The organism is Roseofilum acuticapitatum BLCC-M154, from assembly GCF_030068475.1.
Lineage (GTDB): Bacteria > Cyanobacteriota > Cyanobacteriia > Cyanobacteriales > Desertifilaceae > Roseofilum > Roseofilum acuticapitatum.
The window spans coordinates 18,438-43,193 of the sequence record NZ_JAQOSP010000006.1; the positions used below are offsets into that span (position 1 = coordinate 18,438).

General features: G+C 44.6%; 25 protein-coding genes. 16 read left to right on the plus strand and 9 right to left on the minus strand.

Annotation, left to right across the window (positions count from 1 at the left end; genetic code table 11):
• Positions 1-46: 46 nt before the first annotated feature.
• Complete coding sequence (locus tag PMG71_RS00835) at positions 47-1,108, minus strand: mannose-1-phosphate guanylyltransferase (protein ID WP_283751735.1); 1,062 nt, start codon at positions 1,106-1,108, stop codon at positions 47-49.
• A 117-nt stretch (positions 1,109-1,225) separates the two neighbouring features.
• Here PMG71_RS00835 and PMG71_RS00840 point away from each other — a divergent pair, with 117 nt between their 5' ends.
• From PMG71_RS00840 to PMG71_RS00860, 5 genes are all read left to right on the plus strand, one after another.
• Positions 1,226-1,567: a hypothetical protein gene (locus PMG71_RS00840; protein WP_283751736.1), complete on the plus strand. Its 342-nt coding sequence runs from the start codon at positions 1,226-1,228 to the stop codon at positions 1,565-1,567.
• Position 1,568: 1 nt separating this feature from the next.
• Positions 1,569-1,754, plus strand: coding sequence for a hypothetical protein (locus tag PMG71_RS00845; RefSeq protein ID WP_283751737.1), 186 nt, complete (start codon positions 1,569-1,571; stop codon positions 1,752-1,754).
• Positions 1,755-1,794: 40 nt separating this feature from the next.
• Positions 1,795-3,366 (plus strand): WD40 domain-containing protein, encoded by a 1,572-nt coding sequence (locus PMG71_RS00850; RefSeq protein WP_283751738.1) that lies wholly within the window; start codon positions 1,795-1,797, stop codon positions 3,364-3,366.
• Between the two features lie 93 nt (positions 3,367-3,459).
• On the plus strand, positions 3,460-4,818 hold the full coding sequence (locus tag PMG71_RS00855; RefSeq protein ID WP_283751739.1) for an LCP family protein: 1,359 nt from the start codon (positions 3,460-3,462) through the stop codon (positions 4,816-4,818).
• 66 nt (positions 4,819-4,884) lie between these two features.
• Positions 4,885-5,490, plus strand: a complete 606-nt coding sequence (locus PMG71_RS00860) for a Uma2 family endonuclease (RefSeq protein ID WP_283751740.1) — start codon at positions 4,885-4,887, stop codon at positions 5,488-5,490.
• A 61-nt stretch (positions 5,491-5,551) separates the two neighbouring features.
• On the opposite strand, the gene PMG71_RS00865 is transcribed toward PMG71_RS00860, so the two are convergent.
• Entirely contained in the window at positions 5,552-6,763 is a 1,212-nt protein-coding gene (locus tag PMG71_RS00865) for a family 10 glycosylhydrolase (protein WP_283751741.1), read from the minus strand.
• Between the two features lie 138 nt (positions 6,764-6,901).
• Here PMG71_RS00865 and PMG71_RS00870 point away from each other — a divergent pair, with 138 nt between their 5' ends.
• On the plus strand, positions 6,902-7,351 hold the full coding sequence (locus tag PMG71_RS00870) for an EVE domain-containing protein (protein ID WP_283751742.1): 450 nt from the start codon (positions 6,902-6,904) through the stop codon (positions 7,349-7,351).
• Between the two features lie 3 nt (positions 7,352-7,354).
• Here the strand turns inward: PMG71_RS00870 and PMG71_RS00875 are convergent, their stop codons facing one another.
• Positions 7,355-10,987, minus strand: coding sequence for a PAS domain S-box protein (locus tag PMG71_RS00875; protein WP_283751743.1), 3,633 nt, complete (start codon positions 10,985-10,987; stop codon positions 7,355-7,357).
• Positions 10,988-11,163: 176 nt separating this feature from the next.
• Positions 11,164-11,706 (minus strand): hypothetical protein, encoded by a 543-nt coding sequence (locus tag PMG71_RS00880; protein ID WP_283751744.1) that lies wholly within the window; start codon positions 11,704-11,706, stop codon positions 11,164-11,166.
• 46 nt (positions 11,707-11,752) lie between these two features.
• Here PMG71_RS00880 and PMG71_RS00885 point away from each other — a divergent pair, with 46 nt between their 5' ends.
• Positions 11,753-12,937 (plus strand): NAD(P)H-quinone oxidoreductase subunit H, encoded by a 1,185-nt coding sequence (locus PMG71_RS00885; protein ID WP_283751745.1) that lies wholly within the window; start codon positions 11,753-11,755, stop codon positions 12,935-12,937.
• Positions 12,938-12,985: 48 nt separating this feature from the next.
• On the opposite strand, the gene PMG71_RS00890 is transcribed toward PMG71_RS00885, so the two are convergent.
• Positions 12,986-13,312 (minus strand): hypothetical protein, encoded by a 327-nt coding sequence (locus PMG71_RS00890; RefSeq protein WP_283751746.1) that lies wholly within the window; start codon positions 13,310-13,312, stop codon positions 12,986-12,988.
• Between the two features lie 102 nt (positions 13,313-13,414).
• On the opposite strand from PMG71_RS00890, the gene PMG71_RS00895 reads away from it, so the two are divergent.
• The 4 genes from PMG71_RS00895 (at position 13,415) to PMG71_RS00910 (ending at position 17,684) form a co-directional block, all read left to right on the plus strand.
• Positions 13,415-13,993, plus strand: coding sequence for a TerD family protein (locus PMG71_RS00895; protein ID WP_283751747.1), 579 nt, complete (start codon positions 13,415-13,417; stop codon positions 13,991-13,993).
• Between the two features lie 15 nt (positions 13,994-14,008).
• The gene (locus PMG71_RS00900) at positions 14,009-14,605 is read left to right on the plus strand and encodes a TerD family protein (RefSeq protein ID WP_283751748.1); all 597 of its coding nucleotides are present in this window, start codon (positions 14,009-14,011) and stop codon (positions 14,603-14,605) included.
• A 268-nt stretch (positions 14,606-14,873) separates the two neighbouring features.
• On the plus strand, positions 14,874-15,797 hold the full coding sequence (locus PMG71_RS00905; protein WP_283751749.1) for a DUF5050 domain-containing protein: 924 nt from the start codon (positions 14,874-14,876) through the stop codon (positions 15,795-15,797).
• Positions 15,798-16,247: 450 nt separating this feature from the next.
• Positions 16,248-17,684 (plus strand): mechanosensitive ion channel family protein, encoded by a 1,437-nt coding sequence (locus PMG71_RS00910; protein ID WP_283751750.1) that lies wholly within the window; start codon positions 16,248-16,250, stop codon positions 17,682-17,684.
• Here PMG71_RS00910 and miaA read toward each other — a convergent pair.
• Positions 17,681-18,631 (minus strand): tRNA (adenosine(37)-N6)-dimethylallyltransferase MiaA, encoded by a 951-nt coding sequence (gene miaA / locus PMG71_RS00915; protein WP_430540987.1) that lies wholly within the window; start codon positions 18,629-18,631, stop codon positions 17,681-17,683. The two genes, PMG71_RS00910 and miaA, sit on opposite strands and share 4 nt — an antisense overlap.
• A gap of 131 nt (positions 18,632-18,762) precedes the next feature.
• On the opposite strand from miaA, the gene gyrB reads away from it, so the two are divergent.
• Complete coding sequence (gene gyrB / locus PMG71_RS00920; RefSeq protein WP_283751752.1) at positions 18,763-20,685, plus strand: DNA topoisomerase (ATP-hydrolyzing) subunit B; 1,923 nt, start codon at positions 18,763-18,765, stop codon at positions 20,683-20,685.
• 557 nt (positions 20,686-21,242) lie between these two features.
• Here gyrB and PMG71_RS00925 read toward each other — a convergent pair.
• From PMG71_RS00925 to PMG71_RS00935, 3 genes are all read right to left on the minus strand, one after another.
• Positions 21,243-22,124, minus strand: a complete 882-nt coding sequence (locus tag PMG71_RS00925; protein ID WP_283751753.1) for an ABC transporter permease — start codon at positions 22,122-22,124, stop codon at positions 21,243-21,245.
• A gap of 3 nt (positions 22,125-22,127) precedes the next feature.
• Positions 22,128-22,322, minus strand: coding sequence for a heavy-metal-associated domain-containing protein (locus tag PMG71_RS00930; protein WP_283751754.1), 195 nt, complete (start codon positions 22,320-22,322; stop codon positions 22,128-22,130).
• Positions 22,323-22,461: 139 nt separating this feature from the next.
• Positions 22,462-22,788, minus strand: coding sequence for a hypothetical protein (locus PMG71_RS00935; protein WP_283751755.1), 327 nt, complete (start codon positions 22,786-22,788; stop codon positions 22,462-22,464).
• A gap of 94 nt (positions 22,789-22,882) precedes the next feature.
• On the opposite strand from PMG71_RS00935, the gene ybiA reads away from it, so the two are divergent.
• From ybiA to PMG71_RS00955, 4 genes are all read left to right on the plus strand, one after another.
• Positions 22,883-23,341, plus strand: coding sequence for a riboflavin biosynthesis intermediates N-glycosidase (gene ybiA / locus PMG71_RS00940; RefSeq protein WP_283751756.1), 459 nt, complete (start codon positions 22,883-22,885; stop codon positions 23,339-23,341).
• A complete protein-coding gene (locus PMG71_RS00945) occupies positions 23,319-23,555 on the plus strand; it encodes a hypothetical protein (RefSeq protein ID WP_283751757.1) in 237 nt (78 codons plus the stop codon). The genes ybiA and PMG71_RS00945 overlap by 23 nt, the downstream gene beginning before the upstream one ends.
• The gene (locus PMG71_RS00950; protein WP_283751758.1) at positions 23,552-23,749 is read left to right on the plus strand and encodes a DUF2283 domain-containing protein; all 198 of its coding nucleotides are present in this window, start codon (positions 23,552-23,554) and stop codon (positions 23,747-23,749) included. The genes PMG71_RS00945 and PMG71_RS00950 overlap by 4 nt, the downstream gene beginning before the upstream one ends.
• Positions 23,750-23,897: 148 nt before the next feature.
• Complete coding sequence (locus tag PMG71_RS00955; RefSeq protein ID WP_283751759.1) at positions 23,898-24,755, plus strand: ParA family protein; 858 nt, start codon at positions 23,898-23,900, stop codon at positions 24,753-24,755.
• The last annotated feature ends 1 nt before the right edge of the window (position 24,756 follow it).

Below are 24,756 nucleotides of genomic sequence, written 5' to 3' on the forward strand. Positions count from 1 at the left end.
AGGGAGCGAGATATTTGTCTTTTCCGCAAGGGTTCTCCCTCTAGTTTTAAAGCAAGTTCTGATATTTGGGATTCTCTTTCAGCAGTCCCAGCACTTTCTTAATGTCTTGGGTGCGCTCTTTCTTAACAATCAAGGTGGCATTTCCATCCCGCACAATCACGATATCTTCTAAGCCAATGGTGACGACTAAACCCTCTGGATCTTGATCGTAAACGATCGCCCCTTCAGTATCCAGGCTAACATGGTTCCCTAGCTCTAAATTCGGCTGCTCTCCTTGCAACAGACGGGCCATGGCGTTCCAGTCTCCCAGGTCATCCCAGCCAAAATCAGCCGGTAAAATGTAGGCCAGTTGGGTTTTCTCCATTAAGGCATAATCGATGGAAATTTTCGGTAATTCTCCATAGGCGGCTTTACCCTGGTTTTGCAGAGGGGTTAAAATCTCTGGCGCATGGGTGGCGAGTTCCCGCAATACGACACCCGCACGGAAGATGAACATGCCACTATTCCAGCTAAAGTTACCCTGAGCGATGAACTGTTCGGCGGTAGTGAGGTCGGGTTTTTCGGTGAAGCGTTGCACCCGATACACCGGTAAGTCTAGATAGCTGCCTTTGGTTTCTCCCTGTTCGATATAGCCGTAGCCGGTGGAGGGGTAAGCGGGTTTGATGCCTAGGGTAACAATTGCTTCTTCTGTGGCGGCGAGTTCCACGGCTGCTTGAATGGTTTTCTCAAAGGCCGGATAATCCCCAATCCAATGATCTGCGGGGAAAAAGCCAATCACCGCATCTTCACCATAGCGCTTGGCAATTTCCAGGGTTGTCCAAGCCACTGCTGGCGCGGTATCCCGACCTTCCGGTTCTGCGAGGAGGTTCTCTGGAGGCAGTTGGGGTAACTGTTCTTGCACGCCTTCTGCGAGTTGGCTAGAGGTGCAGATCCACAGTTTATCCCAACCGGGGGCTAGTTGAACCAGGCGATCGGCGGTAGTCTGCAATAGACTCGAACCCGTGCCATCTAAGCTGAGAAACTGCTTAGGCCGATGTTTGCGACTCAGGGGCCAAAAGCGCTCGCCTTTTCCCCCAGCTAAAATCACAGGCACAAGGGTATGAGACATGGTGCAGAACTCCTAAATGAACAATGAACAGGGCACAAACCCGGTTTCTAACCGCCGCCAGAAGCACAGAGAAACCGATCTTACGTTAAACTGACGATATCAACCCAGTTAACACTAATGACGATCCCATCAGAACTCAGTGTTCTCATCAATCAGTTAAATGTGGAACTCGATCGTATCGAGGCTAAAGGGACGGAAGGACTCAGGTTACTTAGACCGATTATGTCTAGCTTTCCCGATAATACCATCCTGATTCAGCAATTTGCTTACCTAAACACCATCTTATTCTTTGTGCAATCATCCAGAAAGCAAATCAATGATGGTATTGAGCTTGCCTCCGATAGTGCCGTATCCGAAGAAATGATTCAAGAATTGGGTGAGACTTTCGGTAATCTGTTGGGTAAAGTTATAGAAGTTAAACTAAAAATTGAGACTCTTGTCAATCGTTGGAGACGCTAAAATGAAATCTGTGATTAATGAAACACAACTGCTCGAAGATCTGGAACTTTTGAAAGAATGCGAACAATCGGCCAGAGAACTCTATGAACTTTCCATCGCCTTCGCCAACCAATGCCAAGAAATAGTGAAAGAAGCTTCTGCTATTGAGCCAAGGGAAAAAACCGTTTCCGATCTCCACGATAATTGAAAATCTATCTTATGTATCACTATAGAAGGATCTGGACAAGATGATTACGATAGAAGAGGCCTGGCAACTTTTCGGACTCAAGCGGGGTGCAGACCTAAAGACGATTAAGCAAGCGTATCGCCAATTAGCGAAACAGTGGCATCCGGATCAGTTTGTGGGAGATGAGAGCGCCATAAAACAGGCGGAAGCCAAAATTAAGGAAATTAATGAAGCTTATGAGTTAATCAAACAGCAACTATCGGAATCTTCCTCTGGAAAAGTACAATTGAGGACTGAAAAAACGAATCCTGATTTTTATTATCAGCGAGGGGTAATCAATGCCGAATTGGAGGATTATCAGGAGGCAATTGAAGATTTTAGCCATGCGATTAAACTGGATGAGAGTTATCTGAAAGCTTATCAATATCGAGCATTTCTTTATGAAAAATTAGGGTATACTTATAGAGCAGAAGCGGATTTTCTTAAAGTCAGGCAGATCAAGCTACAACAAACAACTGCTTCAGCGAGTTGTGCTGCTCAACCCCCTACCACAGAAGAGTCGGTTAAAGAACCGGAAACGCCTTCTTCAGGGAGTTCTCCTGCTGAATCTCCAGAAGAGGAAGAGCCAATTTCAGAACCGGAAACTCCTCCTTCAGAGAGCGCTCCGGCTGAACCTCCAGAGGAAGAAGAACCGATTTCAGAACCGGAAACCACGCCAAATCAAGACAGTATTCGCTCTTCAAATTGGCGGTGTATTCACATCCTTTCCGGCCATAAAGATGCCGTTAGCACTTGTGCCGTGAGTGCCCAAGGGTTAGTGATTAGTGGTAGTTATGACTGCACAGTGAAACTCTGGAATTTGAAAACGGGAGATCTTTTAAAAACAATTGAAGCTCATAGCGATCGCGTCAATGCTGTGGCTCTATCTGCCGATGGTCAATCCTTCGCGAGTGCTTGCGAAAATGGCAGCATCAAAGTGTGGAAACTGGGCAAAGGCAAGGTGAAAGAATCGCTTAGACTCAATGCCCATAACGCTGCCGTTACTTGTCTTCAGTTTAGCCTTAATGGTCAGCTATTAATCACGGGATCTGAGGATAAAACAGTGAAACTTTGGAATCTTGAAACCGGTGAACTGGTCAAAACCTTGATCGGATATTCCGCCCATTTAATGGATCTGGCATTGTCTGCGGATGGTGATTATTTTGCCAGTAGTGCTTTAGAACCGTTGGTGCGAATTCGACAGATAGCAGATGGAAAATTAGTGCGATCGCTGAAAAGTCCATCGGCTATTTCATCCCTGGCATTTAGTCCCGATGGGTTAAGTTTAGCCGCAGCAGGATATAATCACCAGATCGATTTCTGGCAAGTTCCTGATTATACAAAACTTTGGTCAGCTAATCATGGTTCTCCCATTTCATCCCTGGCCTTTAGTCCCCATCACTCCTTAATAGCCAGTGGGAGTGAAGATAGAGCAATTAAATTATGGCATACTCAAACAGGGGAACTGTTAGAGACGATTAAAGAACATAATGGAGCAGTTACTAGCCTGCAATTTTTAGCCCATCCTAAACTGCATGTTCTCTTGAGTGGTAGTGAAGATGGAACGCTCAAAGTTTGGAAAAGTGACCTTTGATCCATAACTTGCATCTAGATTCACTTTTGAGAGAATTTATAACAATATTCTGCTTCGGTGTAGCTCTGTGTCACAATAGCCTTTGATCGTTGAGTGTATAGGTTCACGGACTTGTCTGGACTGATTGACTATTCTTCTCGCAAAAGTTCATGGAATGGCTCTAGGGTAATCCAAGCCAATCAGGTGTTATTCTGGTGCTATGTGATTATTATCACTACATTGATTTCCGCTACATTGGGGGCGATCGCCGCCTTGTTAGTGCCGAAACAACTGATTACCATGGTGCAGGAAGAACCGCAGGAACCAGCACCTCTGGTGAACTTGGGGTATCCTTTTCAATATCGTCTGCGGCGATCGATGAATCTGTTAATCATGGGAGTGGATCAAGGATCGAGTCCGGGTTTTAGCGGTCGCAGTGATACCCTCTTGCTCTTGCGGATTGACCCCAAAACCCAAACCATTAACCTGCTCTCCATTCCCAGGGATACCCAAGTTCAAGTCCCCCAATTCGGAACAAGCAAAATTAATGAAGTCAACTTTTTAGGGGGCCCAGAAGTCACCATTAACGCCATTGAAGACCTGCTCAGGGGAATTGAGATCGATCGCTATATTCGCATTCAAAGAGGAGCCTTAACCGAATTAGTCGATCGCCTCGGAGGACTAGAAGTTTATGTCCCCAAACCCATGTCCTACATCGATTATACCCAAAATTTAACCATTGAATTGCTTCCCGGATGGCAAACCCTAAACGGTCAACAAGCGGAAGATTTTGTTCGCTTTCGGGGGGATGCTCTCGGTGATATTGGAAGGGTGCAGCGTCAACAATTACTCCTGAAAGCCATCGAGCAACGACTCAAAAATCCTGTGGTCATTCCCCGACTTCCGCAAGTGCTGAGAATTATGGAACCCTATATCGATACCAATTTGAGTCCAGAAGAGAGGATTGCCCTCATGCAGTTTACCCTGAAAATGGACAAAGATGCCCTAAAAATGGTCATGCTCCCCGGTTCTTCCCAATTCTCTTCCTTCGAGAATACCAGTTATTGGATTATGGATGATGATGGCCGCGATCGCATCCTCCGAGAATATTTTAATCAGTTTTGGATGGGAAACGTTTGGGATACCCCCGATTATAGTGTCTCCACCGGTCGAGATCCCAAAACCCTCAAAATTGCCATTCAAAACGCCACCACCCAACCCCAATTAGCCAATCAAGTCGCCGATTATTTAGAATCTAAAGGCTATTATGACCTCTACTTTATCCCCGATTGGCCCCATCCCCTCAGAACCACTCAAGTCGTTGTCCAAAAAGGCGATCTCAAAGGAGGCAGAATCCTCTTAGAAGAGTTAGGAGTAGGGAGTTTAGAAGCTGCATCTACGGGAGATCTTAGATCCGATTTAACCTTAAGAATTGGAGAAGATTGGTTATCCCAGTTTCCCCCCAATCCTTAGATTATTCTGCTATAATCTACAAATTATCTCAAGATAACCAACCTAAATCTCAAAGGTTAAATCACAATGGTGATGCAAGCAGAAAAAATCAAAACCTATACTCCCGAAGAGTATCTAGAGCAAGAAGTAAACAGTGATGAACGCCATGAATATATTGATGGGGAGATTATTCTTATGACCGGTGCAATGCCAAATCATAACTTAATCGCGGGTAATTTATTGGCAACGTTAAACTTTTGTCTCAAACGTCAACCCTACTTTGTCTTTAGTTGCGATCAGCGCTTGTGGATTCCAGAAAAACGAATTTATACTTACCCTGATGTGATGGTTGTTCGGGGAGAATTAGAACTACAAGAAGGGCGCAAAGATACCCTCACTAATCCCATCTTCATTGCTGAAGTTTTATCCAAGTCTACCCAAGGATACGATCGCGGTCAAAAATTCCAAGCCTATCGTACCATCGGCAGCTTACAAGAATATCTGTTAATCGATCAATATACGATGCATGTGGAACGATATTATCGAGCTGAACCCAATCAATGGGTATTATCAGAATACAATCAGCCCGAATCCATGATTCAGCTTAATAGCATTCCCTGTGAAATTTCTCTAGCTGATTTGTATGATAAGGTTGATTTTCAAAGAGAGTCAGATGGGAATCTCAATAATTAACGGAGAAGAGTAGGGTGCGTTAGCGACAGCGCAGGGCCCCCTATTCCCTATTCCCTATTCCCTATTCCCCATTCCCTGTGATTAACTCGTGATAAGTAGCCGCCATTTTATCCGGTTTTTCCAAGGGAAACAATAAAATACTATCGATATCTGGATTATTTAGCAATTGGGGTAAATAGTCAAATTGTCGCTCTGTAATTGCGATGCCATCATTAGCCGTTACATATTGCATCTCATCTTGGAAGTTATCCATATTGTACACTTGGATAAATACCCGATCCACATCCCAATTTTCCCAATCTGCATCAAAATAGGTTTTCGCCCAATAGGGATTATGATGACAAATATCAAAGCTTACGTTAGGATTAGCCTCTTTCATTTGGGCGATCATATTTTGGACAAAATCAGTTAGTTTTTGTGTGCGATCGCTCTTTCCAGGCAGTTCGGCATGATAGCCTAGATAATCATCCCATTGCACGGCATCCACTTCTGGGTATTTCTGCACAAACTCCACTAAAACCTCAGTTAACAGAGAAGCGACTTCAGGAACTGCCACATCTAGCACATAATGATCGATTCCCTGATGGGTTTTATCCACTCCTGCCACAATCCAACGCCGATCTATGGCTAAATCAAAAATGGGGCTATCTTCATCAATTTTAATCCCTTTCTCGAAATAAGCATGGACTTCCATTCCTTGTTTATGGGCTTCATCAATCATCCAATCCAGCCATTGATCTTGAAATTGGTTAGGACAACTTTCATATCCTAATTTTTGCTTCATGACTTCACTTTTGTACATGGTGCAACCATTGCCCCAAACCCCATGAATAATGGTATTAATGCCTTGGCTTTTATAGTAGCGCACGCGATCGCGGATGGTTTGCTCACTCGCGTTTGCCGTAGCCAGATATCGACTCAGGTAAATGCCCCGAATAGCAGTAGTTTGCTCGGACTTCTGAATTAGGGCAGGGGAGGGAGATGCAGCCACCAATTCTGGAGTCGGAGAGGGACTAAGCGATGGCTCTGGGGAGGGAGTCGTGGAGGGAGGAGAAGGGGGTGTAGAAGGGCTGATAGAGGGTTCTGGATGGGTTTCTGGGATAGGTATATTGAGGGCGACCAGGGCAGTTTTGATGTGGGGTAAAACTTGGTCGATAGGTAAACGGTGACGTTGCGTAAATAACCCATAGCCTAGTCCCAAACAGAGGATAATTACGGAAATAGGAATGCTGGAGCATCCGCATCCCTTGGGCTTTTCTGGGGATTTTGACATGGGATTAAGGTGAGAGTCCTGATGGTTTCATTATAGACAATCAACTTAGGGATGGGTCAAATTGGAGTCTAAGGAAAAGGCGATCGCCTATCAACCATGGTAAACTTGCTCTAGAATGAGTTAAAATTGCGATCTTTCATGGCTTATTGGTTGTTAAAATCAGAACCCACAGATTACAGTATTACGGATTTAGAGCGCGATCGCACCACCCTTTGGGATGGAGTACGCAACTATCAAGCCAGAAACTTCCTGCGAGAGATGAAAATCGGTGATTACGCCTTTATTTATCACTCCAACGCCAAACCTCCAGGAATTGTTGGACTAGCCAAAGTGATTCGGGAAAATGTCGTCGATCCCACCCAATTCGATCCCCAGGATAAGCATTACGATCCCAAAGCGACATCAGAACATCCCCGTTGGCAAACCGTAGAAATTGAATTTATTCAACACTTTCACCGCCTCATCTCCATTACAGACTTAAAACAGCAATTTTCGCCAGAAGAGCTGTTAGTGGTTAAACGAGGAAACCGGTTATCCGTGATGCCGATTATAGATGGAGTAGCTCAACGAATTTTAGCATCGATTTAGACCTTATTTCTGATGCTCAATCGGAATTTCAATCCTAAATGTTGTTTTGCCTGGAACTGAGAAACAAGAGAGAGAACCCCCATGTTTTTCCGTAATAATTTGATAGCTTACTGATAACCCCAAACCCGTTCCTTTTCCCACTGGTTTAGTGGTGTAAAACGGATCAAACAATCTTCTTTGAGTTTCCTCACTCATTCCTAGTCCATTATCTATAATCCGAATCACTACATTTTCCCCAACGGCTCTAGTTTCAATCCAAATCGTACTACTCGAATGTTCCTCTGATTGTAGACTAGACTCTTTTTCCTCCAACGCATCGATTGCATTGGTCAAAATATTCATAAATACCTGATTGAGTTGTCTCCCATAACATTCCACCAAAGGCAATTGACCATAATCTTTAATCACCTCAATTTCCGATCGCCAACTCATAGCCCGCAGACGAGCATTTAAGATACTGATGGTACTATCAATTCCTTCATGTACATCTACCGCTTTCAGTTCCGATTCATCCAGACGAGAAAAGGTGCGTAATGATTGGACAATATCCCGAATGCGCTTCGTTCCCACTTGCATTGAATGGAAAATTTTCTGAGAATCCTCTTGAATAAACTCTAAATCAATCGCCTCTATTTCTGCTTGAATTTCTGGATGAGGCTGGGGATAGCAAGCTTGATAAAGTCGGACTAAATCCATTAAATCTCGGCTATAGTTTTGAGCATGAATAATATTACCATGAATAAAATTAACCGGATTATTAATTTCATGGGCAACGCCCGCCACCATCTGCCCTAAACCTGACATTTTTTCACTTTGAATTAACTGGGTTTGTGTCCATTTCAGTTGTTCTAAAAGTCTTTCTAACTCTTCGGCACGGCTTTGACTTTGGGAAAGTAGATCGGCTTGCTGAAGGGCGATCGCCACTTGAGCGACTACAGCTTGCAGAAACTCTACTTCATCATCCTGCCATGGGCGCACTCGTTGACTCTGCATACAGGAAATAACCCCCAACCGATCGAGTTCTCTACCAATAGGTAAAACCAGTATCGACTCACAACCTAAAGCCCTTAAAATCTCTCGGACTACTCGATCTTCAACTGTCCCTACATCATCAATTTTTACAATTTCTTGACTGACTAAAAGTTCTGAGATCCACCCAAAGTTAGCCACCGGATGTTTACCCACCAAATTGGCTAAACCCTCGATCGCCACTTCTGCTGTTATATCCCAATACGCTCGATCCTCTTCTTCCACATACCAAGCAAAATGAGTGCGATCGACTTCTAAAAAACGCTGAATTTCATACACAGTTGTATGTAAAATCTGATGGAGATCCAGAGATCTACGAATTTGATTGGCAATTTGATTGAGTAATTCTGCTCGCTGGGCCTGTTTTTCAATCCGTTGAGCGGATTTCGTCAGGGCAATTTCAGCCAGTTTACGGCGGGTATCATTGAGTACCGATCCCATTAATCCGATCGCCTCCCCGCGATCGTTGCGCCAAATTTCACCAATTGACCGTAACCATTGAATTTCCCCATTGGGCAATAAAATTCTATGTTCAATATTACATTCTTCTTCGCGATCTAAAGTCTGTTGAATGATAGACAATACCTGATCTCGATCTTCTGGGTGAATCAAAGCAACATAATCTTCAAATCGACCCTGAAACGATCCAGGCGGTAACCCTAGAATTCCTTCTACACCATCAGACCACATGACATCATTGGTGTAACGATTCCAGCTCCAGCAGCCCATTTTTCCGGCTTCTAGGGTCATTTGTAATAAGCTATCTTTCTGACGTAGCGCTTTTTCCGCTCTCATTCTTTCTATTTCTGCTCCCGCTCGTGCGGCAAAAATCTCTAAAATGGAAGCCTGCAAGTCTAGATCTTCTTCCATAGGTTTAGTATCTAAAACGGCAATAAATCCTAATAATTCTTCTTGGGGATTTAAGATGGGTATCCCCACATAACTTTCTGCTTCAATCTCTATCAAGTAGCGATCGCCAGGAAATCGGGACTGGAGATCCTGGGTATAACGACACATGGTTTTATTTTGCACCACATTAATACAGGGAGTCCCCTGAAGCTCATATGCAAAGGTTTCTCCAAAATCTGATTGCTCCCAAGCCGCTAGGACATTGCCTGAGAGTTGATTCTCTTCATCGGTTACTTCAACAATAAAAGCATAAGCCACCTGTAGAGATAGGGCAATAAATTTAACGCAAGACCGGAAAAATTCTTCTCCCGTTTGTGAAGCCGTTCCTTCCACAATCGATTGCAGAGCGCGTTCTTGACGCTTGCGATCGCTCACATCTCGCAGGATAGCTAAAGCATGGGTTTTGTCTTGGTAAGGATAGGGAATCCCTTTAACTTCGACTTCAATCAGATGACCTTGGCGATCGACATTCATTCCCAGACAAGTAAAAGAGCGCCCAGCTTTAATTTCCGAGAGAAAATTGGCAAATAAAGGCAAAGCCTGGGGGTGAATAAAGTCAGCCATGGATAATTGCATAAATTCTTCATACTCATAATCATGCATCTGGTGAAATGCCCGATTAATTTGCACGAGCTTTCCAGCCTCTAGATCGACAATGGCTAATCCATCAGTGACCGTTTCAAAAATTTGTCGATATTGGGCTTCCTGTTGACGTAAGCGCTCTTCAGTTTGCTTGCGATCCGTAATTTCAATAATTATCCCATCCCAGACTACTGCACCATCTGCTTGTTGTTCCGGTCGCGAAATCACTTGTACCCATTTGACTTCACCATCGGTTGTGATAATCCGATGTTCATGCTGAAATCCTATTAATGATCCTCTCGATATTTCGATCGTTTCTTGTAAGCCTGGTAAATCTGTGGGATGAACTAAATAAAAGGATTGGATAAAGTTTTCTGGATCGAGTCCATACAAATCTCGACACCCTTCAGAAACATAGGGAAAGGAGGGAGTCCCATCAGCTTCCATCCGAAATTGGAAAATCAATCCGGGGAGATTATCCGCTAACCTCTGTAATCGGGCTTGGGTGGCTTGTAATTTTTGCGTCCGATCCCTAACTTCTTGCTCTAGATCTTGATTAAGCTTTTGAAGTTTTTGCTCGGCTACTACTCGCTCGGTAACATCCAGAAATGTGCATAAAATTCCCACAACTTTTCCGGTTTGATCGTGCAACGGGATTTTATTGGTTTCGACCCAATGATTTTTTCCATCCTGTTGTTCAATTGTTTCAATAAATTTTAGTTCTGGGGTATCGGCTTCCATGATCCGACGATCGTCGGCTCGATATTTTTCCGTTTGTTCTCGTTGCCAAGGTAAATCATAATCTGTTTTACCAATGACTTCTGAAGGAGAGTTTAAACCAGCAAATTGGGCAAAATATTGATTACATCCGAGAAATACAGAATTTCGGTCTTTCCACAAGATGGGTTCGGGAATATGGTTAATCGCTAAATGTAAAAACTTTTCGGACTCAGATTGATATCTGTGTAGACGCTCTAAATCGGCTTTAACCGTTTGTAGTTCCTCAACGGTGTCTTGCCAACATTGAGTCACTTGAGCAAGAGCAGCTTGTAGCTCTTGGTTTTGAGACTCAAGGGCAGCTATTCGTTCTTGCTCCTGATTAAATTCTGATGACATAATAGCTCAAAGTAATTGCAGTTAACCCTCAATCAATCCATGAGCGCTTTAATTTGAGTTTGGCCCTTAGAGACTCAGCCGAATTGGGGGTAACAATCATGAATTAACGCTTAAATTATACTCGTAAAATCGGGTAAGAGCCAAATACGGGATAAATGTCCTGCCCTCTCCTCGGTTCAAATCAACCCCAGCTCTTGGGATAACTTGTGTAAGAGATCCTCTGCCGAGTTATCGACCAGTTCCGCATCTAAAATATCAAAACCTTCATCTTCCGGTTCAGTAGTCTTTGGGTCATCAGAGGGCGCTGTCCCCTGGGTTTGAACCGTTTCCAGGGTTTGGGATAACTGCTGACAAAACTGACGCTCTCGATGTTGAGCGTTCAAGAGGGCTTGTTTTTGCTGGTTATTGATGGCGATCAGGCGATCGCATCGTTGAGTTAATTGGGCAACCTGCGATCGCAACTTCTCAATCTCCTTCCTCTCATCTGGAGAACGCCTTAATTGCGTTAACTCCTCCTCCAACTCACCCAAACGCTCCTCCACCTCAGACAAGCGCTCGTCTACCTCCTCCTCATCCTGCTGCTCAAAAAACTGGCTCAAAATCTCATTGACCGCCCGACTATACTGGATCTTGCCCTCACTTTGGCGATACTCATCCAGCAACTGTTCATTCTCGGTCGTCAAATAAACCGTAATCTTCTTCTTTCGCGACTTCATCATAGAATTAAAAAGACGTAACCAAACCATACCTCTAATACCAAGGCCTATGACCAGGATTGAGACCAAAACCGACCCAATGGTTATCAACATGGGGCCGCATCATCCCTCCATGCATGGAGTTTTGCGGTTAATCGTCACCCTCGACGGAGAAGACGTAATTGACTGCGAACCAGTCATTGGTTATCTCCATCGGGGTATGGAGAAAATCGCCGAAAACCGCACGAACATCATGTTTGTCCCCTATGTTAGCCGTTGGGATTATGCAGCAGGGATGTTTAATGAAGCCATCACCGTTAACGCTCCCGAACAATTAGCCGGGATCGAAGTCCCCAAGCGTGCGAGCTATATTCGGGTGATTATGCTCGAACTTAACCGCATTGCCAACCATCTGCTATGGTTAGGGCCATTCCTCGCTGATGTGGGCGCTCAAACCCCCTTTTTCTACATCTTTCGCGAGCGAGAACTGATTTATGACCTCTGGGAAGCAGCCACCGGACAACGGCTCATTAACAATAACTATTTTCGCATGGGTGGCGTAGCCGCCGACCTCCCCTATGGTTGGGTCGATAAATGCATCGACTTCTGCGACTACTTTGACCCCAAAGTAGATGAATATGAAAAGCTGATTACCAATAACCCCATTTTCCGCCGTCGGATTGAAGGAATTGGCACGATTTCCCGCGAAGAAGCCATTAACTGGGGACTCTCTGGCCCCATGTTACGAGGTTCGGGCGTGAAGTGGGATTTACGCAAAGTAGACCACTATGAATGCTACGATGACTTCGATTGGGAAGTCCAATGGGAAACGGCTGGCGACTGCTTTGCTCGTTATCTGGTGCGGATTCGGGAAATGCGAGAATCGATCAAGATTATTCGCCAAGCCTTGAAAGGATTACCGGGCGGCCCCTATGAGAACCTAGAGGCTAAACGGATGGCAGGGGGGCCAAAATCAGAGTGGAATGGCTTTGATTATCAATTTTTGGGTAAAAAATTAGCGCCGACGTTCAAACTTCCTGCTGGAGAACATTATGTTCGTCTAGAGTCTGGAAAAGGAGAACTGGGCGTATTTATTCAGGGATGTGATGATGTTTTCCCCTGGCGCTTTAAGATTCGGGCGGCTGATTTTAATAATCTGCAAATTCTGCCTCACTTGTTGCGCGGCATGAAAGTTGCCGATATTATGGCGATTCTCGGTAGTATCGATATCATTATGGGATCGGTCGATCGCTAAATGAGATTAAGTCCGGTTATTCATGTCCGCGAAGCGGAAACACCATCATTAGAAATCTAGGGAGCGAGACGCTCCCACTCCAGGAATCCAGCAGTTTTCCCTGCTATAAGGCACATTTTGATCCCCCTTTATCCCCCTAAAAAAGCGGGATAAAGGGGGATCTTGGCGATCGCCCAGTAAGATTAATTCTAATCCTAGGGGTAAGGTGGGTTCTTCTGGACTGGGATAGAGTTGGAGACCAATATAGCGCTTCGCACTAGGGAATAGGGAATAGGGTTGTGGTACATGGCTTTGAGCCTTTAATGCTGTACACCACAACAGCGCGAAGCGCTGTATCCATGGAGCCATGCCCTCTATTTTGTTACAAATCTTCATCCTAAATCAGCTTTAACCCTGGTCAGCTCGTGAAAGCACTCGATACACTAGGATAAGATCAAAATGATTGACTGTACACTTTAACATTTGATTTAGACAGTAATGAGTAGCATTAGTCTGCAAAAAGGACAACGGATTTCTTTAGATAAAGTTGCCCCCAACTTACAAGCGGTATTTGTCGGTTTAGGATGGGATGTAAAAGCCACCGACACCGGTTATGATTTCGACTTAGATGCTAGTGTATTTTTGTTGGGAGAAAATGAAAAGCTCATTTCCGATAAGCACTTTATTTTCTATAATAATAAAGTCAGTCCAGACCCCAACAAATCCATTGAGCATATGGGGGACAACTTGACCGGAGAAGGGGAAGGAGATGATGAAGTCGTTATTGTCAACTTGCAAAAAGTTCCCCCTGATGTTCAGAAAATTGTGTTTACAGTAACCATTCATGAAGCCGAGAAGCGCAAACAGAATTTTGGCCAAGTCGAAAATGCCTATGTGCGCTTAGTCGATGTCTCCACCAAAAATGAATTACTCCGCTATCCTTTAGCGGAAGATTATTCCATTGAAACCGCCCTAATTATGGCAGAACTCTATCGCCGGGATGGTCAGTGGCGCATGAATGCAGTCGGTTCTGGATATCAAGGAGGTTTGCAAGCCCTGTTAGATCGGTATCTATAACTGAGGATAAAAATCATGGGAATTAACCTAGAAAAAGGACAGCGCATTTCCCTAGAAAAAGCTGCTCCAGGTCTAAAAAATCTGCTCTGTGGATTAGGTTGGGATGTCGCCCAATCTGACGGATTATTAGGGTTTTTGAAACTGGGGCCAAATCTGGATCTAGATGCGTCTATCATCTGCTTAGATAGTCAGGACAAGCTCAAGGGAATTACGGATTTGGTCTATTTTGGCAATTTGCGCCATTCTTCCGGAGCAGTGACCCATCTGGGGGATAATTTGACCGGAGAAGGGGAAGGAGATGATGAACAAATTTTAGTCGCTTTAGATCAACTACCCCCAGCCATTCAAAAATTGGTTTTTGTGGTCAATATTTATGAGTGTTTATCCCGCAAGCAGGATTTTTCGCAAGTCAAAAATGCTTTTGTGCGCTTAATTGACCGGTCGAATAACCAAGAAATTGCCCGTTATAATCTTTCTGGCTCCAATTATGCAGGAATGACAGGAATGATTATGGCCGAAGTCTATTTGCAAGATGGACAATGGCAAATGGCAGCCAAGGGAGAAGGATTTAGGGCGAAAAATTTACAGGAAATTACTCAGCGTTATCGGTAGTTTCTGGTAATTCTCTTGCGGATTAGAGGAGTGCGGGCATCTTGCCCGCTTCTTCACCCTTTATCCGGACTTGATATTATAACCGTTCTCACGGCTAACAACTCACTGCTATAACATATAGGGTGCAACAGTTCAACATCACTTCGGATTGCGGAGAATTTTCAGTTGCATGATGAGTATATTATTATCGATTACGTTGGGTTTAGTATTGATTGGGATTATTGTTTACGCTCTGATTGCGGAAGAGTCAAAAGGGGGTAAGTAAGCGGTGAGCAGGAGATTAAAGTTAGGGGCGATCGCCATTCGCTTAGGTTTATTTGTCTTTTTGTTCGTCATTCTTTGCCAAACCACCACCCATGGGTTCATGGTGGATAAACCGAAAATTGTTTTTCAGTCCCTGCGGGAAAACAATATGGGTATTTATGTCATGAATGACGATGGTTCCTATCCGAAGCGTCTTACCCATATTTTACGGGATGATGGCCTACCCGCTTGGTCACCCGATCGCCGTAAAATTGCCTTTGTCTCCAACCGAGATTTGAATCGGGAAATCTATGTCATGAATGCCGATGGAGGCGATCAAAAAAGGTTAACCGTCAATCCCGCTTGGGAATTTTACCCCACTTGGTCGCCCGATGGAAAACAGATCGCCTTTAGTTCCGATCGCAACGGAAATCAGGATATTTATGTCATGAATGCCGATGGAACAGCGCAAACCAATATTACCTATCATCCAGCCATAGAGCGATCGCCAGATTGGTCACCCGATGGCCAACATATCCTTTTTACCTCAAACCGCGCTGATGGTAAAAGTTTCCAGATTTATATCATGAATGCCGATGGCTCAAATCCGATTCAATTAAGCGATCGTGAAGGCATTCACCATAGCCCCATTTGGTCTCCCAACGGTCGCCAAATCGCCTTTAGTTTTGAACCCTTTCAACTCAAACCCGGTTACCTTACCCGCGATGCCGACATTTATATCATGAATGCCGACGGGACCAACATCATTAACTTAACCCGTAACCCCGGACGAGACCTCGAACCCACTTGGTCACCCGATGGCTTCCAATTAGCCTTTCGTTCCACCCGTAATGGTTCCGATCTGATCTTTAGCATGAATAGAGACGGATCAAATGTAAAACCGATTACCCAATTACCCCAAACCGGTGCAGCACCAGATTGGTATTAATGCTTTGATAGCTTTGTTCAACGAGAATTCTCATCCGGATAAAAAAATTTACATTTTGATCCCTATTTTTGATTTATACTCAGAAATGGAAATTAGAAACTAAGGTTATGCGATCGGCTCACCCATAGCTAATCCTCATCTACATCACTTAGTCGTTATTTTCACTGCTATAAGGGGCAAAAATTGGTAATATTGTTTGACGATCTGGCGGAGAAAAGCATGATTAGTTTTTACAACCTTGCAGTGGTTGCTACTGAGTTACTCATTGTTTTAGTAACTTTCATAGTCTTTCAACGGATCTTAAATTGGCTATTTACAAAATCATCCCAATTATCATGGTTTCAAGATAAAAAAAGCCCAATTAATAGGATTCGTAAAATCTCGAAAAGACTTCTAGCTTTCGCTTGGCTTTTACTTAGCCTTGCGATTATTTTATTCAATGCTATTTTAATGTACCGAGGAGAACAAAACTTACCTCGCTACACCTTAGAGTTAATTCAAAACATTCCCAAACAGCTTTGGCAAACTCTTCTCTATGGACTCTTGATAACAGGCGGTCTAATTATCGCGACTTCAACAATCGTTCGTTATCTCGATCCTCTCCTCAACCAAGCCGGAAAACGAATTAAAGAATTTGCCGTTTTTGCTCATCTAACTTCCGTTTACGATCAAACCGAAGCTTTTTTAGCCAATATCAAATTCCATCTCACCAATACCCTATGGCTACTCACCCTATATCTGAGTGCTTACTTTTTTAAAGTCCCAGCCAAACCCTTAAGCTATCTACAAACCCTATTAATTGGCTATCTGATTGTCGCCTTAAGCATCCTGATCTTGCAAGCCGCATCCGCGATTATTGACAGCCTCGATAATTTAATTGAATCATTCTTTAAACCTGGCACTTTAGTCTATCGCTACTATAGCAACTTAAAACATCTTGTTCCCTTTAGCAAGCGATGTTTAGAAGCAGTGATTTATGTCAATATGGTCACCCGTATTATCGGATTAATTCAGACTATTACTGGGTTAGCTAATATTGGCGAAAAACTGCTCAGTTTAATTGTTGTCATCCTCCTCGGTCGGGTCTTTATTGAGCTATCTCAACTTCTCCTCGAAGAAATCATGCTCACCGATCAAGGCTTATCAGAAACTCAGAAACAGAGGAGAATGACCATTACTCCCCTGCTGCAAAGCTTATCTAAATACTTAGTCTACTTTGGCTCTGGGATTTGGATCTTAGATATCTTTGAAATTGACCCCACCCCCATCTTAGCCGCAGCCGGTTTATTGGGTTTAGCTGTCGGCTTAGGAGCGCAAAATTTGATCAATGATATGGTCAGTGGCTTCTTTATCTTATTTGAAAATTACTATTTAGTAGGGGATTTTATTGAGACAGGTGATGCTTCCGGAGTCGTAGAAGCCATTGAACTCAGAACCACCCGCATTCGCCATCCCAATGGTCAAGTTTATATTGTCCGCAATGGAAATATCGAGGAAGTTGTAAACTATTCTAGAGATTACATCTACGCTGTAGTTGATATTCCCATTTCCTATGAAGCAAATGTTAAAGAAATCTATGGGGTTTTACAACAAGTTAGTGAAGAGTTACAGGCTAATTACCCCGAAGTTTTAGAACCGATTGACTTCAATGGGATTGAGGAATTCACCCCTTCCCATATGGTTATTCGCACTATGACTAAGCTCAAACCCACCAGCAACCCTAGAGGTATCCATGACGAAATTCAAGGGGTTATCCGAGACATGATTAAAGAAGCTTTCGATCGAGCGGGTATTCCTCCACTTTTACCTCAAAGAATTATCCGATTTAAGCCCTCAGAAAATGGTAATATTGATTTACTCAAACCCGATAGTCACTCTGTGAGTTAAATCATTAACTCTATCCCTTGTGTCTCCCTGTTATTTGCATCAACTATAGCAATGAATTCTATCGCTTTTTCGACTAACTGTGGGTCTTCGGAATCGAACCATTGAATCCGATTGTTAGCGCGAAACCAAGTGCGCTGGCGTTTGGCAAATTGTCGGGTATGGAGAATGGTTAATTCTTCAGCCTTTTCTAAGTTGATTTCTCCGGCTAAATATTGCTTGATTTCTCGATAGCCTAATGTGTCGAGTAAGGGTAAGTCTGTGCCATATTTTTCACAGAGGGTTTTGACTTCTTCGACTAAGCCCTCTTGAATCATTTTTGCGGTGCGTTGGGCAATTCTAGCTTGCAAATGTTCAGATTGAAAACAGTCTAAACCAATTTGCACGATGGGATAAGTGGGTGGGTTTTCTCCTTGTTGCTCGGAAATGGGACTGCCGGTGACATAGTAAACTTCTAATGCTCTTAGGGTACGCACTTGGTCGTTGGGATGGATTTTTTGGGTGGCTTGGGGATCGACTTGTTGCAGCATGGCGTAGCATTGGCTTTGGGAGAGTGCTTGAAGTTGCGATCGCAACTCAAGCTGAGGCGCAACCCTCGGAATCTTCATTCCCGCAATAATCGAGCGAAGATATAACCCTGTTCCCCCCACCAACAGGGGAATTTTGCCTTGCTGCTGAAATTGCTCAATCAGTCTCTGTGCCTGCTCTTGATACTCAGCCACCGTAAATAGGTCTTGTGGATTGCAGATATTAATTAGATAATGGGGAACCTGCTCCAGTTCCCTCGGTGACGGTTTGGCTGTACCGATATCAAACTCCCGGTAAATTTGCCGCGAGTCAGCCCCCAAAATAACTGTCTGTAAATGCTGCGCTAGGGCGATCGCCAAACCCGATTTTCCCGTAGCCGTCGGCCCGCAAATCACAATCAGTGCTGGTTTCACTGGGTGCATCCCCCTCAGAAATTTCTTACAAAACTGCCTTATTCCCGTCTCTAACCCTTTTGTGCTAGAATTTTGGAATATTTTGTCGTTTACTAGCTCATCGGGTCGTTTATAGCCCGTACACCAGGAGATAGCTTCACATGACCAGCAGTTATAGCGCCGAACAGATTCAAGTCCTCGAAGGATTGGAACCCGTTCGGAAACGACCCGGAATGTATATTGGTTCAACCGGCCCTAGAGGACTTCATCATCTAGTGTACGAGGTGGTGGACAACTCCATCGATGAGGCTCTAGCGGGGTATTGTACCCACATTGAAGTTGACCTCAATGCCGATGGTTCCGTCTCGGTTGCCGATGATGGGCGCGGCATTCCCACCGATATCCATCCTCGCACAGGCAAGTCCGCTTTGGAAACTGTAATGACCGTGCTGCACGCGGGTGGTAAGTTTGGTGGCGGCGGTTATAAGGTCTCTGGAGGCTTGCATGGGGTGGGGGTTTCCGTCGTGAATGCCCTCTCTGAATGGGTGGAAGTGACGGTTTATCGGGAAAAAGAACGCCACACCCAACGCTATGAACGGGGGGTTCCGGTGACGGAGTTGGTAAAGACTCAGCAGGAAGAAGGGCGTACAGGAACATCCGTTAATTTTCGCCCGGATGAACAGATTTTTACTACCGGAATTGAGTTTGAATATGATACGGTAGCCCGGCGCTTGCGGGAGTTGGCTTATCTGAATGCTGGGGTGAAAATTACGTTTTCCGATCATCGCGTAACCCCAGAAAAAATTGAGAGCTACAAGTATGATGGGGGCATTCAGGAATATGTCGCCTATATTAATCGGGAAAAAACGCCTCTGCACGAAGAAATCATTTACATGAATGCGGAAAAGAATGATGTGCAGGTGGAAGTGGCGCTTCAGTGGTGTACGGATGCTTATTCTGATAATTTGTTGGGTTTTGCTAATAATATTCGCACCATTGATGGGGGAACCCATTTGGAGGGGTTGAAGACGGTGCTGACGCGGACGATGAATGCGATCGCCCGCAAACGGAATAAACTGAAGGAAAATAATGCTAATCTCGCTGGGGAAAATATCCGCGAAGGCTTAACCGGTGTGGTTTCCGTGAAGGTTCCCGATCCGGAATTTGAAGGACAGACGAAAACGAAACTGGGAAATACGGAAGTACGGGGAATTGTGGATTCTCTGGTGGGTGAATATTTGAATGAGTTTCTGGAGTTTCGCCCAGCCGTAGGGGATGCGATTCTAGAAAAGGCAATTCAGGCGTTTAATGCGGCAGAAGCAGCGCGTCGAGCCAGGGAATTGGTGCGCCGGAAGTCGGTGTTGGAAAGCTCCACATTGCCCGGTAAATTGGCAGATTGTAGTACCAGAGATCCATCAGAATCGGAGATTTTCTTGGTTGAGGGAGATAGTGCGGGCGGTTCGGCGAAACAGGGACGCGATCGCCGCTTTCAAGCGATTTTGCCTTTGCGCGGTAAAATCTTGAATATCGAGAAAACCGATGATGCCAAGATCTACAAAAATAATGAGATCCAATCCTTGATTACTGCCTTGGGTTTGGGCATTAAGGGAGAAGAGTTTAATGCGGAGCAGTTGCGCTACCATCGGGTGGTGATTATGACCGATGCTGACGTAGATGGGGCCCATATTCGCACCCTGTTGTTAACCTTCTTCTATCGCTATCAACGGGATTTGGTCGATCAAGGCTATATTTATATTGCCTGTCCTCCCTTGTATAAGTTGGAGCGCGGCAAACGGCACTACTATTGTTATAGCGATCGCGAATTACAAGAACAAATTCGCCAATTCCCCGACAACGCCAACTACAACATCCAACGGTTCAAAGGGTTAGGGGAAATGATGCCCGCTCAGTTGTGGGATACCACCATGAACCCGGAAACCCGGATGATGAAACGGGTAGAAATTGAGGATGCAGCCGAAGCAGACCGTATTTTTACGGTGTTAATGGGCGATCGCGTTGCCCCCCGTCGCGAGTTCATCGAAACCTACGGGCCCAAATTAAACCTCGCTGATTTGGATATTTAAAATCCAGTAACATCAAGTCCGGTTTCCGCAAGCGGACATGAAAATGAGTTAAACTAGCTCCCTCAATCCTTTGGTTAAACTAGCGGGCAAGATGCCCGCACTTCCTCAATCCTTTGGTTAAACTAGCGGGCAAGATGCCCGCACTCCCTCAATCCTTTGGTTAAACTAGCGGGCAAGATGCCCGCACTCCTTCAATCCTTTGGTTAAACTAGCGGGCAAGATGCCCGCACTCCTTCAATCCTTTGGTGTTACTGGAGTGGGAGCATCTTGCTCCCTACATTCCCCCATTCCCTACATTCCCCCATTCCCTACAGTCCCCCAGTCCCTACATTGCCCCATTCCCTACATTCCCTACATTCCCTACATTCCCCCATTCCCTACATTCCCCCATTCCCTACATTCCCTACATTCCCCCATTCCCTACATTCCCCCATTCCCTACATTCCCCCATTCCCCCATTCCCCCACAGAGGGCGCGAAACGCTGTAAGTCATGAGTAATGAGTAAGAAAGTCCCTCTGAGCATTGTTAATTGTTAATTGTTCATTGTTCATTCTTCTTACATCTGACCGCGTAACTTCGGGTTCACCCACTCATTCAACCCTTCACCGACTAAGGATAAACCCACCACCATCAATGTCATCGCCATGCCAGGGAAAAAGGCAGTCCACCAAATGCCTGTAGGCAAAACTTCTAGGGCTAATCTCAGATCGTGTCCCCATTCCGGAACATCTTCCGGTAACCCTAAACCGAGAAAGCCTAAACCCCCTAGAGTCATGATCGCATCGGCTCCATTGAGGGTAAATAAAACCGGCACACTTTGAATCACATTCAGAAATAAATAGCGGGTCAAAATCCGCCAAGTTGAGGCTCCCATGGCTTGTGCTGCTTCCACATAGAGTTCCGTTTTAACGCTGATGGTATGGTTGCGAACAACACGATAATATTGGGGCACATAGACAATACTGATGGCGATCGCCGCATTGAAGATCCCTCGACCTACCACAAACGCCAACGTAATCGACAGCAGCAAGCCCGGCAGCGTATAAAGGGTATCCATAGCAAACAAGACCAGGCGATCGAATTTCCCCCCCTTATAGCCACTCACCAACCCCAGAGGAACGCCTACCAGAATACTCAGGAACGTGGCCAAAATTACCACTTGCCCCGCCACTTGCGCCCCAAACAAGGTACGAGAAAAGACATCATAACCCAACCGGGTTGTGCCAAACCAATATTGGGCAGATGGGGGCGCTTGTGGGGGGTTCATCAGCGCTTCTCTGGGGTCTTGCAACCATCCCCAAGCCTGGAAAACCGGGGCAAATAAAGCGACAATCACGAAAAACAGGGTAATGGCAATCCCGATCGCCATTAACCGCATAGACAGATTCGGCGATCGCCCCACCAACCGAGCTAACCATCCCGACTTAAGAGAAGCCATAATTTACGCTACCGTATGACCTGCACCGGCGATCGCCTGCTGGATGGACTCCGCAGAAGACTCGGTTTCCACCGTCACTGCTTTGGTTTCCAGGACAACATCAACTTGGGCGGTGCTATCGACTTTGGCGATCGCCTTCTTCACCGTATCCACACAACCCTCACACACCATCGACGGAACCTTAAACTCCAACTTCATAACGCAACCCTAACAACATCACTAAACATTATCCCCATATTCTGTCATTCCCCGTGCCAGATCAATTAAAAATTCAGAATTATCGCGCCAAGTTTTGTATCGCTTGTATAAACCGAAGCAGTACCACAGGAAATTTTATCTAGTAATCTAACAGGAAAGTCTCATAATTCGTCGATCGCCCTGATGATTTTTTAGTCGGATTCAGTCCCGGTAAGGACGGATTAGAGGCGCTGGTAGCACCGGGTGATGGGGTGTTTTTTTTTAGTTGATTCATCTGACGATTAATCACCGCCAAGCGTCTCTCAATTTGCTGACCCCGTTGCTCAATCGTTTGCAACTCGTTGCTCAGTCTTTGTTTTTCTACCGCCAGTTGATAGAGATTGAGGTAATCCGATGATTCCGACTGTTGACGGGGAATGGTACTAATTTTCGGGGGAATGCTACGCCGAGAAATGGGGCGTTTCATAAGCGGGTAATGGGTAAGTGGTAATGCATTGATTCTAGTTTACCGGATAAAATAGAAGTGAGACTCATCCTCAATGATTTGTAAACTAACGATTATGACGATTTATTTTTATTCCACTCGTGAAAAGCCTTATGGCTGTTTCTCCAATTTTTCGGCCCATGGGTTTACTCTAGATGAGTTATGGTGGCCCACTAGCGAGCATTATTTCCAAGCACAGAAGTTTATAACCACTGATCTAGCGTGGTTTGAGCAGATTCAAAGGGCGAAAACGCCGAAAGATGCGGCAAAAATGGGACGCGATCGCACCCATCCCCTACGAGAAGATTGGGAACAGGTGAAAGAGGAGATCATGTTTCAGGGAGTGTTGCAAAAGTTCACAACCCATGACGAGCTACAGCAAATTTTATTACAAACGGGAGAAGAGGAAATTGTTGAAAACTCTCCCATTGACTATTATTGGGGATGCGGGAAAGACGGAAGCGGCAAAAATCGGTTAGGGGTCATTTTGATGCAAGTGCGCGAGCAACTCCATGAAAACCACTCAATACTTTGACTCAGTGAGGAATCGTCCCGACCGTTCATTCATTAAGGATGAGTGGATTCTCTATGTTATGGAAAACCCTGAACGGACTCAGGTTCAATCAGATGGTAGAGTTAGGCGATGGGCAAAAATTACAGAAGCAGAAGAAAGATATCTGCGTGTCGTTTTATTACCTGATGAAGAAACAGTTCATAATGCATTTTTTGATCGGAGGTTCAAGCCATGAAAATTCAATACTTCCAAGACACCGATACCCTATATTTAGAATTCAAAAACTCTAATATTGTTGATACTCAAGAGCTTGACGAGTCAACATTGTTGGAATTTGACGATCGCGGGAATATTTGCGCGATTACCTTAGAACATGCTAGTGAGAGAACAGATATTACTGAGCTGATCGCGGAAGGAATTGCAGCTTAATTGATCTTGAGGCAAAGACGGAAGCGCCCAAAACCGCTTAGGGGTGATTTTGATGCAGGTGCGCGACTCCGTAAAATTTCTTAAAGTTTCTCCACATCTTATGACCCATGAGTGTAAAATCGAAAACGGACTATAGCTCCTACACCTGATGAAAACCATTGCCATTTATCACAACAAAGGCGGAGTTGGCAAAACCACTACGGCTGTTAACCTTGCTGCTGCCTTTAGCAACAAAAATAAGCGCGTCCTGCTCGTCGATATTGATGCTCAGGCCAACTCAACGTTTGCCACGGGGTTAATTAAGTTTCAATTTGAAGAAGATGATAACCTGAAAGACCGGAATATTTTACAAATTTTGAGTTCGGCAGAGTTGGATTTTATTCCGGAAATTGCCCGTAAATCTAAGGGCTTTAATACTCCAGAAATTGATGTGATTCCTTCCCATATTACCCTGATTGATGAACAAGATAGGCTCAATCGTATTAGCGCTGTTCCATTTCGTCTGAATACTAAGCTACAACAAGTCGAAGATCGCTATGATATTGTGATTATTGACGCGCCACCGTCTAGAGACCTTTATGCTCAAATTGCTCTGATTTCAGCCGACTATGCGATCATCCCTTCTGATATGAAGCCTTTTTCTAATCAGGGACTGACGAATGTGAAAAAATTTATTCGTGAAATTAATGAAACTCGATCGACGATTGGTAAAGAACCTTTACAAGTATTAGGGGTTTTGGCTTCTAAGATTTTAACGAATAGTAAATACTTAGAATTTGTGTTTCCGAAGCAGAAAGATGCGGTTTTGCAACGGTATCAACTGCCGATGTTGAAGACAGTAATCTATGAGAGGGTGGCGCTCTCTCATTGTGTGAATCAAACGGTGAGTCGAGGTGATATGGAAATTCCCGATCCTAAATCGGTGTTTGAGTTTGAACGGGATGGGGATTCTGTGAAAGAATTTAGAAATCTGTCGTCTGAAGTGATGCAAAAAATCGGTCTGTAAT